Origin of the sequence: Streptomyces sp. 7N604, assembly GCF_052245475.1 — a bacterium.
GTDB lineage: Bacteria > Actinomycetota > Actinomycetes > Streptomycetales > Streptomycetaceae > Streptomyces.
Genome location: NZ_JBQQBX010000020.1, coordinates 112653 through 124685, shown reverse-complemented (window position 1 = coordinate 124685; position 12033 = coordinate 112653). Strand labels below are relative to the sequence as shown.

10 protein-coding genes are annotated in these 12033 nt (G+C 71.2%); 4 read left to right on the top strand and 6 right to left on the bottom strand.

Features of this window, described 5'->3' with window-relative positions; all coding sequences use genetic code 11:
- The first annotated feature begins 30 nt into the window (after positions 1-30).
- Entirely contained in the window at positions 31-1575 is a 1545-nt protein-coding gene (gene asnB / locus ACTWP8_RS22650; RefSeq protein WP_443323976.1) for an asparagine synthase (glutamine-hydrolyzing), read from the top strand.
- A gap of 225 nt (positions 1576-1800) precedes the next feature.
- On the opposite strand, the gene ACTWP8_RS22645 is transcribed toward asnB, so the two are convergent.
- Positions 1801-2694 carry an MBL fold metallo-hydrolase gene (locus ACTWP8_RS22645; protein ID WP_443323975.1) on the bottom strand — a complete coding sequence of 298 codons (894 nt, stop codon included), beginning with the start codon at positions 2692-2694 and terminating at the stop codon, positions 1801-1803.
- A gap of 162 nt (positions 2695-2856) precedes the next feature.
- Here ACTWP8_RS22645 and ACTWP8_RS22640 point away from each other — a divergent pair, with 162 nt between their 5' ends.
- A complete protein-coding gene (locus ACTWP8_RS22640; protein ID WP_443323974.1) occupies positions 2857-3846 on the top strand; it encodes a LysR family transcriptional regulator in 990 nt (329 codons plus the stop codon).
- A 213-nt stretch (positions 3847-4059) separates the two neighbouring features.
- Here ACTWP8_RS22640 and ACTWP8_RS22635 read toward each other — a convergent pair whose 3' ends face one another.
- On the bottom strand, positions 4060-4476 hold the full coding sequence (locus ACTWP8_RS22635) for a GNAT family N-acetyltransferase (protein ID WP_443323973.1): 417 nt from the start codon (positions 4474-4476) through the stop codon (positions 4060-4062).
- A 172-nt stretch (positions 4477-4648) separates the two neighbouring features.
- Positions 4649-5440 carry an SDR family NAD(P)-dependent oxidoreductase gene (locus ACTWP8_RS22630; RefSeq protein ID WP_443323972.1) on the bottom strand — a complete coding sequence of 264 codons (792 nt, stop codon included), beginning with the start codon at positions 5438-5440 and terminating at the stop codon, positions 4649-4651.
- 595 nt (positions 5441-6035) lie between these two features.
- Between ACTWP8_RS22630 and ACTWP8_RS22625 the strand changes: the two genes are divergently transcribed.
- Positions 6036-7268, top strand: a complete 1233-nt coding sequence (locus ACTWP8_RS22625; protein ID WP_443323971.1) for an amidase — start codon at positions 6036-6038, stop codon at positions 7266-7268.
- Positions 7269-7323: 55 nt separating this feature from the next.
- On the opposite strand, the gene ACTWP8_RS22620 is transcribed toward ACTWP8_RS22625, so the two are convergent.
- The 3 genes from ACTWP8_RS22620 to ACTWP8_RS22610 form a co-directional block, all read right to left on the bottom strand.
- Complete coding sequence (locus tag ACTWP8_RS22620) at positions 7324-8271, bottom strand: class I SAM-dependent methyltransferase (RefSeq protein ID WP_443323970.1); 948 nt, start codon at positions 8269-8271, stop codon at positions 7324-7326.
- A 220-nt stretch (positions 8272-8491) separates the two neighbouring features.
- A complete protein-coding gene (locus ACTWP8_RS22615; RefSeq protein ID WP_443316353.1) occupies positions 8492-8722 on the bottom strand; it encodes a hypothetical protein in 231 nt (76 codons plus the stop codon).
- A gap of 133 nt (positions 8723-8855) precedes the next feature.
- Positions 8856-9638 carry a class I SAM-dependent methyltransferase gene (locus tag ACTWP8_RS22610; protein WP_443324022.1) on the bottom strand — a complete coding sequence of 261 codons (783 nt, stop codon included), beginning with the start codon at positions 9636-9638 and terminating at the stop codon, positions 8856-8858.
- Between the two features lie 227 nt (positions 9639-9865).
- Here ACTWP8_RS22610 and ACTWP8_RS22605 point away from each other — a divergent pair, with 227 nt between their 5' ends.
- Positions 9866-11695: a prolyl oligopeptidase family serine peptidase gene (locus ACTWP8_RS22605; protein WP_443323969.1), complete on the top strand. Its 1830-nt coding sequence runs from the start codon at positions 9866-9868 to the stop codon at positions 11693-11695.
- Positions 11696-12033 lie beyond the last annotated feature (338 nt).

Sequence of the window (12033 nt, the reverse complement as noted above, 5' to 3'; positions counted from 1 at the left end):
TGCGCCCTGCACCGCTTAAGGTCGATGCCCATGTGTGGCATCGCTGCGATTTATCACCAGTCCCCCAAGGACTCCGATCCCCTCCATACAAGCGCCGCGGGCCGATTGATGCTGGACGGCATCAGGCACCGCGGCCCTGACGACAGTGACCACTGGTCCATCGGGCGTTCCGCCTGGCTCGGCCATACGCGTCTGTCGATCGTCGACCTCGACGGCGGACGCCAGCCCCTCGGCACCCCCGACACCCCCGGCGACTGGGCGCTCGTCTGCAACGGCGAGATCTACAACCACGCGGACATCCGCGCCGAACTCGGAGAGGCGTTCTTCACCACCTCGTCCGACAGCGAGTCGGCCCTGGGCCTGCTGAAGCTGCACGGCCCGTCCGCTCTGGACCGCATCCACGGCATGTGGGCGCTGTGCGCCGCGACCCCCGACGGCCGCTTCGTCGCCGCCCGCGACCGGATCGGCATCAAGCCCCTGTACTGGGCGCGCCAGGACGGCACCGTCTGGTTCGCGTCCGAGCTGCGCGCCTTCCCGCGTGAGGTCCAGCCCGCGATCGAGGCGTTCCCGCCCGGCTGCTACTGGACGCCGGAGACCGGCGTCGTCCGGTTCGCCGAGCCGGTCACGCGTCCTGCCGAATCCGTCGAGAGCTGGCAGGACCTGGTCCCCGAGATCGCCGAGAAGGCCACCCACGAGGTTCTCGTGGACTCCGTGCGCCGGCATCTCATGGCGGACGTCGAGGTCGGCGTCTTCCTCTCCGGCGGGCTGGACTCCAGCCTCGTGGCCGCCATCGCCGCCCGCGAGTACGCCAAGGCCGGCAAGCGGCTCAAGACGTTCGCCGTGGGCACCGAGGACTCGCCCGATCTGCTCGCGGCCCGCGAGGCGGCGGCGTTCCTCGGGACCGAGCACCACGAGGCCGTCTTCGATGCGGAACAGGCAACGGCCGTACTGGACAAGGTGGTCGCGTCCGTCGAGTCCTTCGACGCCAGCCTCATCCGCAGCGCGGTGCCCAACTGGTTCCTCTCGGAGCTGGCCTCCCGGCACGTCAAGGCCGTCCTGACCGGTGAGGGCGCGGACGAGCTGTTCGCCGGGTACGACTACTACCACAGCGCGCACGCCGACCCCGCCGAACTGGACGCCGAGCTGGCGCGCACCATCGGCGACCTCCACGGCCTGAACCTCCAGCGCTGCGACCGCGTCACGATGGCGCACGGCCTCGAGGCGCGAGTGCCGTTCCTGGACGCGCAGGTCATCGCGCACGCCATGTCGCTGCCGCCCGACCTGAAGGGACTTGAGCCCGACGGCATGGAGAAGGGCCACCTGCGCCGGGCGTTCGCCGGCTGGCTCCCGGAGCATCTGCTGTGGCGCCGCAAGGAGCAGTTCGGCACGGGCAGCGGCGCGCAGGATGTGCTGACCCCGCGGCTGGACGAGCCGGTGAGCGAGGCCGAACTCCGCGCGGAGGCACCGGAGGTGGAACTGCGGACGGCCGAGGAGCTGGCCTACTACCGGGCGTTCCGGCGAGCGCTGCCGGACGTACGCCCGGAGGCGGTGCTGACGCGGTTCGCCACGGCGTGAGTTCGGGCCGTTGCGCCAACCGAGGGGGCGGTACGCTCCGGCGAGCGGGCCGCCCGCGAAGTCCTGGCCGCAATCCGAGCCATCGCGACCGCTCCGGTGCTCCGTTGACGAGCGCGGACCGGGTGAGCCCGGCAAGCCGCGCTGCGGGGCCTGCACCCTGTCCGGGCAGGCCCAGGATCACGGGCCTGCCCGGGCAGGGCGAATGGCATCGAGTAATGGGCCTGTTCAGTCGGCGTGTTCGGCACACAGACAGCCGACGCCTTTTTCGATCCAGTCCTGCCCGGCCCATTCCGGGTGCCGTTCGATCATCAGTGCCGACACCTCTGCGGCGATCGTCTCCTCACTCATCGCCGAGTCCCGGCGTACCCAGGTCTCGTCGCGCAGCAGCTGAAGGTAGTCGCGGACGTCGGCCAGCAGTTGCGGGCCGCCGACGTCACCGTGGCCGGGCACCACGACCCGCGGGCTCTCGGCGACCAGCCGCTGCATCACGGCAAGCCAGCGCGTACCCGACACGTCGGTGTCATGCGGGGGGAACCACGGGAAGATGGCGAACTGCCCAGCCTCTACCAGGTCCCCGGTGAACATGACCCCCGCGTCAGGCACCGTGACGATCTGATCGCCCTTGCTGTGTGCCCGGCCGGTGGCCCGCAACTCCACCACCCGGCCGCCCAGATCGAGTTCGTACGCCTGGTCGTAGACGACATCCGGCGCCGCGAGCTCAACACCGGCAAGCTGACGTGCGACCGGTTCGCCGAGCCCTCTGAACATCTCGATATAGCCCGGGCCCTTCACCTTCAGCTCCTCTGCCTGGTCCCGGTTGATCAGGAAGGTCGCCTCACCGGCGAATACTTGGGCACCGAAGGCGTGCTCGGGATGGAAATGGGTCGTGGTCAGGTACAGCTTGCGCCCTTGGGCATAGTCGGATGCGAATTTGAGCACGGTTTCGGCGTTACGCGGGCCCATACCGGTCTCGACGACCAGGACGGAATGCTGACCGCCGATGATGCCGACGTTCGGCACGAGCTGCACCCGCCGGTCCGGAATGACCACCAGATCGCGGGCGAGTTCCTGTATCCCGGTGGCTTGCACCACGGGCTCGGGCATCGTGTACCCAGCCATGCGGACTCCTTAAAGGCTCAAGATGGGCGAGTGGCTGTCCGGCGGCATTCCTGCTCGGCAGGCTGTCGGGGAAAGGTCCTCTTGCCCACCTCATCGCGCCTGCACCTGGCCGTCCAACACCGATGCGGTCGCTCCGATATCCAGCCGGTATCGTTGCCGCTGATGGACCTGCGCAGGCTCCAATACTTTGTGGCGGTCGCCGAGGAACTGCATTTCGGCCGGGCCGCCGCACGGCTGCACATGACCCAGCCGCCGCTGAGCAGAGCCATCAAACAGCTGGAAACCGACCTCGCAGCCGTGCTGTTGCACCGCTCACCCATCGGCGTGACGCTCACCGCCGCCGGGGCAGCCCTGTATGACGAGGCACGTACCTTGCTCGCGCAGGCCGACCAGGTACGCGATCGGGTCACCGCCGCAGCCGGGACCGCCACCCTCACCATCGGCACACTCGCCGACAGCGCCGAACAAGCCGGTACCCGGCTCGCCGCCGCCTACCGCGAACACCACCCCGGCATCCGCATCCGCATCCGCGAGGCCGATCTCGCCGACCCGACCGCCGGGCTACGTGCCGGCCTGGCAGACGTGGCCCTCACCCGGGCACCTTTTGACACCACCGGCATCCAGACCCGCATCCTGCGCTCGGACCCGGTCGGTGCCGTCCTGCGCGCCGACGACCCACTCGCCCACCGCGACATCCTGCGCCTGGATGATCTCGCCGGCCGCGCATGGTTCCGGCTGCCGGACGGCACCGATCCCCTCTGGCGTGCCTACTGGAACGGCACCACAACCGGCGGCCCGCACCGCGACGGCCCGATCGTGCGTACCGTCCACGAATGCCTGCAATCAGTCCTGTGGAACGGCACCGTCGGCATGGCACCTCTGGGCTACGCCCTACCCGAAGGCCTCGTTACCGTCCCGCTGGCCGACATGCCACCCAGCCACCTCGTCATCGCTCGGAACACCACCGACCACAGCCCCTTGATCCGCTCGCTGGTCGACATCGCTGCAGCCCTCTACCCGCCCTCTACCGCCCAGCCACCGCGAGCGCTCCTGCTGAATCCAGTGGCCGCAACCGTCGAGGATGTGCGAGGAGACCAGACCGGGCAGGGTGGTGGGGTACGCCTGGATCGCCTCGGCCAGCCAGGTAGTTGAGGCGTCCAGGGCACCGCCGAGGAACAGGGACGGCTGGGCGATGATCGCGCCGTGGCGCTGTCTCCTCACCGAGCGCATGCACTACGGCGACGGTGTCCTCGACCAGGTCGAGCATCCGGTATGCGGCCGCTCCCTCGGGCTTGGAGGAACGCCCATAGCCGCGAACGCAGGACGCCCGCCATCCGGGCCCCTGCCTGACGGGTTCGCGTCGATCTACGGCTGATCGAAGGTCCAGACGAGCACAACTTGCTCCTCTTCCGGTACGCCCCCGGCGCGGCGGTAGGTCGCCAATGCCGCCGCATTGTCCTCGCCCGTGATCGTCCACACGCCGTAGCAGCCGCGTTCGCGCGCCAGGTCCGCAAGCGCCGACACCAAGGCCCGGCCGACACCGCGGCCGCGGAACGACTCGTCTACGCCCAGCTCATAAAGGAACATCTCGGTCCCCTTGTCCGGATGCGTCATCTCGACACCGGTGACCATCCCCGCCGGGACATCGTCCACGTAGCCGATCAGGAGGTGGTGGCGCTCGTCCGCCAGGAACCGTTCGGTCGCCTCCTGCCGGGGGCTGGTGTCAAACAGGTGCCCGGCGGCTTTGACGGCCTCGACGTGAGAGATGCGACGGATCTCCATGCGGGGATCCTGACAGGTTCCGGCATCGAGGGCCGTTCATTTCACCACCGGAGCACTCGGGCCCCGGTTCGGCTGTGTGCCCCCAGTAGCGCGAGACACCACCGCGGCGGCGCGGAGCGTCGCCGCGGTGGTGTGCCGACGTGGCCGCCGTGTGACGGCGTGGTGGTTCGGGTCAGGTGCGCAGGTCGGCGACGTAGGGCTGATGAGCCAGCAGGCCACCGTCTATGCCGAGGACTTGGCCGGTGATGTTGGCCGCCTCGTCGGAGGCGAGGAAGACCACGGCGGCCGCGATGTCCTCCGGGGTTCCGAGCCGGGGGGTGAGGCTGTGGCGGAGCATGACCTCCCGTACGGCGCCCCGAACCGCCGTGTCGACGGCGGGGGTTGAGACATAGCCGGGCGTGATGGCGTTGCAGCGTACGCCCTGCTTGCCGTACTGGGTCGCGGTCGACTGGGTCAGGCTGATGACGGCGGCTTTGGAGGCGCCGTAGGCGGGGTTGCCCAGGTCGCCGGCCAGGCCGGAGACGGATGAGGTGTTGATGATGGAGCCGCCCCCGCGCGCGATCATGTGCGGGATGGCGGCCTGAGTGGCGACCATGGTTCCGCGGAGGTTGATCCGCATGGTCTGGTCCCACACGTGGGGATCGGCGTTGAGGATGGGCAGGTCACTGCGGGCCGCGAGGCGGGTGGCCGCGGCGTTGTTGTGCAGGATGTCCAGACCTCCGTAGCTGTCAACGGTCGTCTGCACCATCGCGCGTACGGAAGCGATGTCGCCTAAGTCGGCATAGAGCGCCGTCGCGTCCCCTCCTGCTTCCCTGATGAACCGGGCGACGTCCTCAGCGCCTCGGAGGTTGAGGTCGGCTACCACGGTCTGTGCTCCCTCGGCGGCCACGCGCCGAGCGGTTGCCGCCCCGATGCCGGAGGCACCTCCGGTGATGACGGCGATCTTGCCCTCGAGCATGTCCATGGTGAACTCCCTTTGAGCATGTCCATGGTGCACTCCTGGGTTCATATGAGTGTTTCCCTGCCTGACTGCTCAGGGGCGCTCGCGCCGTCGTCCGTTCGGAGGGCGTACGGGTGCACGCGGAGGCGGGCGGTTGTGACCCCCGGGACGACGGACGCAGCCGGGCACCACGGGCCTCGTTCGCGTGGTAGGCGATCACGGGCGCCATGCCCGGGCGGACATGCAAGAGCCCGACGGCGCCGTGCTGCCGTCGGGCTTCCGGATCTCGTCCTGCATCTCGTCTGCGTGCAGACATGCAGTCCCCGGTAGTCCTTCCCGATTTCATGGGTCCCAGCCGTCGCTGAGGGCTATGAGATCGAGTGGATCTGCCGGGGGCCTAGCCAGAGCCGAGAAGTGGGTCACTCGCGCGCCAACGGACGTCTCCGCCGACGGTGCGGCTCGCTCCGGTTTTCTGGTGTATTGCCATTTTCCTCCCGATTTGCCGAGAGTCAATGCCTGCCCAGCCCCATTTCGGCGAGATCCTCACAGCGGCCGGGGCCCGCCTCGGCCCTGGCCAGAATGCTGTGATGAGCAGGCGCTCGGGCGGAGGGAGCGAGCCATGGTGGGTGAGCCCATGAATCCCGGTGATCAGGACGCGGTCTGGCGAGTGCGGGGCCGGCCCCTCGTGGGCGGGGCACCGGGCGGGCCGCTGCGTGGCGTACGCGTGGCGGTCAAGGATTTGTACGCCGTGGCCGGTCACCGGGTGGGCGCGGGAAATCCCGCGTGGCTGGCCGAGGCGTCCCCGGCGACCGAGCACGCCTGGGCCGTACGGACCCTGCTCGAGGCGGGCGCCGACATCGCCGGTATCGCGCAGACCGACGAGTTCGCGTACAGCCTCGGCGGCACGAACGCGCACTACGGCACGCCTCCCAACCCCGCGGCCCCGGGCCGGGTGCCCGGCGGCTCCTCCAGCGGCCCCGCGAGCGCGGTCGCGCTCGGGCAGGCGGACGCCGGTCTCGGCAGCGACACCGCCGGATCCATCCGCGTGCCCGCCTCCTACTGCGGCCTGTACGGGATGCGGCCGACCCACGGCGCGGTGCCCGTCACCGGCATGCTGCCGCTGGCCCCGCGCTTCGACACCGTCGGCTGGCTGGCGCGGGACGCCGTGACGCTTGCCCGGCTCGGCGACGTGCTCCTGCCGCCCGCTCCGCCGGACCTTCGCCCGCTCCGCCACGCGCGCGTGGCGACGGACCTGGTCGGACCCGCCGACGAGGCCGTACGCGACGCCTTCCGCCCGGCGGTCGCAGCGCTCGCCGACCGCGCGGGGCTGCGGCTCGAGGAGACGCCCTCGCTGAACGACTCGGTGGGTGGCCCGCCGGCCGGCGAGCGGCGGGACTGGGCCGCGGCGTTCACCACGGTTCAGGGCGCGCAGGCGTGGGAGTGCGACGGGGCCTGGGTCAGCAGCCACCCGGGCGCGCTCGGCCCCGGGGTGGCGCAGCGTTTCGAGCGGGCCGCCGGGATCACCCCGCAGGCCCGGGCCGCAGCCGAGGAAGTCCTGCGCGACGCCGCCCGCGTCCTGCGCGACGCCGTACCGCCCGGCACCGCGCTGCTCCTGCCCGCCGCGAGTGGGCCCGCCCCACTGCCCGAGGCCGACAGCGCGCGGAAGGCAGCCACCCGCGCGGCGACCGTACGGCTGACCTCCCTGGCCTCCCTCGCGGGTCTGCCGTCCATTGCCCTGCCCCTGATGTGGGTCGACGGGCTGCCCGTGGGCCTGTGTGCGGTAGCAGGGCGCGGCAGCGACCGCGCCCTGCTCGAGCTCGCACTCACGCCCGCCCCTGCCGGGGAGCTCTGACGGGGGCTGACAGGGGTTTCGACGGAACGGACTCCCAGGGCAGGACCCCGGCTCCTCAGCCCCTTCGGCTACGCCGTATGGCGCGCGTGACGACCGGAGGCAGAACGTCGGCGGCCACGCGGCGGGCGAGGGAGCGGCGGCGCGCCGGCGTTCCCGAGGAGGCCGCCGCAGGAGCGGATGCGGTGCCCGTCGGCGCGGGGGCGCCGTTGGACGCGCGCGTGGACGCGGGCGCGGGATCGTCGGCGAACCGGGACCGCGGGACGGCCGGAGCCTTGGGGCGGCCCGAGAAGCGCAGGATCCGCTGCCCGGCGATCTCCTGGATGCTGATGCTGATGTCGCCGCGCCTGCGCGCCTCCGCGAGCAGCTCGTCCTGCACCGGCTCCGGGTCGTCCCACGTGCCGTACAGCTTCTGCGTGCTGAGGCAGATGGGCCGCAGTCCGCGGTTGAAGACGGCCTCCCAGGTGGCGGCGGCCACGCCCGGGGTGTGCTCGGAGCGGAAGTCGTCCATCACGACCAGGCCCCCCGGCACGAGCGCCTGCCGGGCCACGGCGACGTCCCCGGCCACGTGCTCATACAGGTGCGAGGCGTCGATGTGCACGAAGCGGCAGCTGTCCTCGTCGATCCGCTCGGTCAGCACGGAGGTGGGGCCCTGGATGACCTCGGGCAGCTCGTCGTGGAAGGCCAGGTAGTTCTGCTCGAAGGCCACGCGCGTGAGGGTGGAGTACGACTTCCTGGACTCGGCCGCGTTGTTCTCGTCCGGCGCGGGGCCGTCGAAGAGGTCACAGACCGTGAAGCGCTCGCCCTCGCGTACGAAGCTCCCGGTGAAGATGGCGCTCTTGCCCAGATAGACGCCCATCTCCAGGAGGTCGCCGCGCTCGCCCCTGCGCTCCTGGCGCGAAAGGAGCGAGGCGAAGAGCACTTGGTCGAGGCTGGGGAACCACCCCTTGACGTCGTTGAACTGGCGGGGGCGCTGTTGCTCTGCACTGGCGAGGGTTGCCGTCATAGGTGCTGTCCTCGGGTGGCGGGGCGGGGCTTCGGGCGTAAACGGCCGCCACCCTAGGTGCCGAAAAGCGTCAGCCAGCCGTACCTCGTGTGTCTTTTGTGTGCCCGTTTTCGGCCAAGCACCCTGTGCGGGAACCGTGCAGGCTCTGTCAAGGCGTTGCCAGGAGTTTGTGCGTCGCCCATCGGGTGACTGGGAAGGGGCTGTCAGGGAGCTGTGAGGGCTATTTCTCGGGCAGGCTCTCCCATGCCTCACCCTCTCCGAACAGCTCGTAGCCCTTCTCCGCAGCGATCTCGGCCGCGTGCGCCCGGCTGCGCACGGGCACCTCGTGTCTGCGGCTCCTGACCGTTGGCTCAGGGCCGTCCTCCTTCTCCGTCGCCACGATCTTGTACGTCTCGTAGACGACCTGTCCGGGCTCCTTCTTGCTCCAGACCACGTGCATGCTGGTTCCCATCGGGCTCACTCCCCGGCGGACGAGTCCCCTGGTTTCAGGTTCTCACCTGGAGAGGTCCTCGGCGCGTGCGAAGGTGACCGTATGGAGTCAAGCCGCTGCCGCACAGCGCCTGGCAGGGCGGGCCGCAGGCCCCTCAGGCGCGGGTCGCGCGCAGGGAGTACATCAGGGGGATGCGCGGGCGGTCCTGCGGGAGACGGAAGAGGCCGTCCTCGCCGCGCCGCAAGGCGGGAAAGCGCTGGAACAGCGTCACGTCGTGCTCGTGCAGGAACTCGATGCGCAGCCCGGCCGCGGCGAGAGCCGAGACGACCTCGCCGACCGGGTGCTGCCACTCGACGCTGCGGTTGTTCACGGTCGGCGCGCCGAAGTCGGTGTACGTGCCGGGGGTCTCGTCGACCCACGGGTCACGGCTGAAGTAGTCGTAGGCGATGCGCGAGCCGGTCTCGTCGTCGAGGGCGTCCGTGAGCGGATGGAACTCGGCGAGGTAGACGAAGCCGCCGGGGGCGACGAGGGAGGCGGCGACCTCGGCCCAGCGGGGGATGTCGGGCAGCCGGCACAGCGCTCCCACGCCCGTGTAGACGATGTCGTACGAGGGGTCGGGGGCGGCCTCGGCCGCGTCGTAGACGTCGGCGGCGACGAAGGCGGCGCGGTCCGGTGACAGGCCGAGGTCGGCGGCGAGCTCGCGGGCGGTGTCGACGGCCGGCTCGGAGAAGTCGAGGCCGACGACCGGGCCGGCGCCCCGGCGCGCCCAGGAGAGGGTGTCCAGGCCGATGTGGCACTGGAGGTGGAGGAGGGACTTGCCGGTGACGTCACCGACCTCGGCCGCCTCGAAGTCGCGGATGGTGTCCCTGCCCTTGCGGAAGCCGTCCAGGTCGGAGAAGTCGCTCGCCGCGTGTATGGGAACCCGCTCGTCCCACATCGCGCGGTTCGCATCGCGCCAGTCGTCGAGGGTGACGGGGCTGCCGGGGGTGCCAGGGGCACCGGGGGTGTCGGAGGCGTCGGAGGCGTCGGAGGCGTCGAGGCCGTCTGGGGTGTTCGGGTGGTCGGCGGCGCCGGGGCCGTCGGGTCTGTGCATGGGACGGGAGGTTATCCACAGGCTGGGGGCCTCGCCACCGCGTTGTCGGCCGGGCCCCGCAGAATGGATCCATGACTGACGAGACCACGGGGCCCGCGGGGTCCACGGGATCCACGCGATCCATGCCGGACTGGGAGAAGCGCTTCAGGGCACCGCGGGTGGGGCTGCCGGACTGGGCGGAGGACGCACCCGACCGGTCGCTGTTCGTGTCGAATGCGACGGGGACCTACGAGCTGTACGCGTGGAACCGCGCCACGGGCGCGCAGCGACAGGCGACGGACCGGCCGAACGGCACGACTGACGGCGTGCTGTCTCCGGACGGCGCGTGGATCTGGTGGTTCAGCGACACGGACGGTGACGAGTTCGGGGTGTGGCTGAGGCAGCCCTTCGAGGGCGGGAAGGACGAGCCCGCCACTCCCGGGCTCGAGCCCTCGTACCCGGCGGGTCTTGCGCTCGGCCGGGACGGCACGGCGGTCGTCGGCAGGTCCACGGACGAGGAAGGTTCGACGATCCACGTCATACGGCCAGGTGGCGGCGGGCCGGTGGAGATCTACCGGCACCGGCAGTCGGCCGGGGTGGGCGATCTCTCGTACGACTCCGCGCTGATCGCGATCGAGCACACCGAGCACGGCGACGCCATGCACTCGGCCCTGCGGGTCGTCCGGCTCGACGGAACGGCGGTCGCCGAGCTGGACGACACCAAGGGCGGCATCGAGGAGCTGGGGCTGTCCTGCCTCGGCTTCGCGCCCGTCGACGGGGACTCGCGGATGCTGGTCGGGCACCAGCGCGGCGGCCGCTGGGAGCCGATGCTCTGGGACCCGGTGACGGGCGAGGAGACCGCCCTGGCCATCGACCTGCCGGGCGATGTCGGCGCGAACTGGTACCCGGACGGCTCGGCGCTGCTGATCGAGCACAGCCACCAGGCGCGCAGCGAGCTGTGGCGGTATCAGCTCGCCACCGCCGAGCTAATACGGCTGGAGACCCCGGCGGGGACGGTGTCTGGCGCCGCGGCGCGCCCCGACGGGTCGGTGGAGTACCTGTGGTCCTCGGCGGCACTTCCTCCGGCCGTCCGGTCGACGACGGGCCGGACGGTCCTGGACCCTCCCGGCTTGAAGGCCCCTGGGTCCGTGCCGGTCACGGACGCGTGGGTGGAGGGACCGGGCGGCCGGGTGCACGCGCTCGTGCAGAAGCCGGAGGGCGAGGGGCCCTTCCCCACGGTGTTCGACATCCACGGCGGACCGACCTGGCACGACAGCGACGCCTTCGCCGCCGGTCCCGCGGCCTGGGTGGACCACGGCTTCGCGGTCATACGGGTCAACTACCGCGGCTCGACCGGGTACGGCCGGGAGTGGACGGACGCGCTGAAGCACCGGGTCGGGCTCATCGAGCTCGAGGACATCGCGGCGGTGCGCGCGTGGGCGGTCGGGTCGGGGCTCGCGGACCCGGCGCGGCTGGTGCTGGCGGGCGGTTCGTGGGGCGGTTATCTGACGCTGCTCGGGCTCGGCATGCAGCCGGACGCCTGGGCGCTGGGCCTGGCAGCCGTACCGGTCGCGGACTACGTCACCGCGTACCAGGACGAGATGGAAGCGCTGAAGGCGATGGACCGCACGCTTCTGGGCGGCACGCCGGAGGAGGTGCCGGAGCGGTTCGAAGCGTCGTCGCCGCTGACGTACGTGGACAAGGTGCGGGCCCCGGTCTACATATCCGCGGGCGTGAACGACCCGCGCTGCCCGATACGCCAGGTGGAGAACTACGTCCGGAGGCTGGAGGAGAGGGGAGTGCCGCACGAGGTGTACCGGTACGACGCGGGGCACGGGTCGCTGGTGGTGGAGGAGCGCATCAAGCAGCTGCGACTGGAGATCGACTTCGCCGAGCGCCACCTCTCGCCTCCGGCGCGGTAGGGGAAGCGGCGTCGGCCCCGCGCCGGGCGCGGCCGATGCCGCGTCCCCGCGCGGCGGCCGCGCCCGCGTCGCGCGCCGCTCGGGGCCCGCGTCGCGAACCGCCACGTGCCTGCGACGTGAGCGGCCCCGGCACGCAACGTGAACCGCCGGGGCGTCGTGAGCCATCGGCCTGCACCGCGAACCCGGCTCGGGCTTGCGACGTGAACCGCCCGGGCTGCGTCGCGAACCGGCCTGGCCCAGGACGCGAACCGGCCCGGGCCCGCGTCGCGAACCGGCCCAGGCGTCGTGAGCCGCCGGGCCCGCGTCGTGAGCCACCCCCGACCTGCATCGCGAACCGG